Source organism: Arcobacter sp. F155 (genome assembly GCF_004116455.1).
Lineage (GTDB): Bacteria > Campylobacterota > Campylobacteria > Campylobacterales > Arcobacteraceae > Halarcobacter.
Genome location: NZ_PDJU01000062.1, coordinates 1 through 318, shown reverse-complemented (window position 1 = coordinate 318; position 318 = coordinate 1). Strand labels below are relative to the sequence as shown.

At 36.5% G+C, this 318-nt stretch carries 1 protein-coding gene; it reads right to left on the bottom strand.

What is annotated here, in order from left to right; all coding sequences use genetic code 11:
- Positions 1-318, bottom strand: a 318-nt coding sequence (locus tag CRV03_RS14190) for a hypothetical protein (protein ID WP_258239119.1), incomplete at both ends; no start/stop codon positions are given.

The following is a 318-nucleotide window of genomic DNA, read 5'->3' as shown; positions in this document are numbered from 1 at the left end:
GCTTCATTATCTAAGATTGTTCCTGTTGCATCTACTCCACCTACAGAAATCTCATACGCTTCTGTATCTTCTTTTAATGCATCATCTACTGTTGGTGTTGTAATTGTAAACTCTGTTACTCCTGCTGGTACTGTGATTTTTCCAGTACTTGCATCATATGTTACACCATTACTAAATTCAAACGCTTCGATATCTTCTGCTTCTACTGTTCCAGTGTTAAATGTAAAGTCATACTCTTTTGCTGAATCTGCTTCTCCACTTAATGTTACAGTGTGAACTAAATCAGTTCCTTCTGTTTGCTCATCACTTGTTACACTT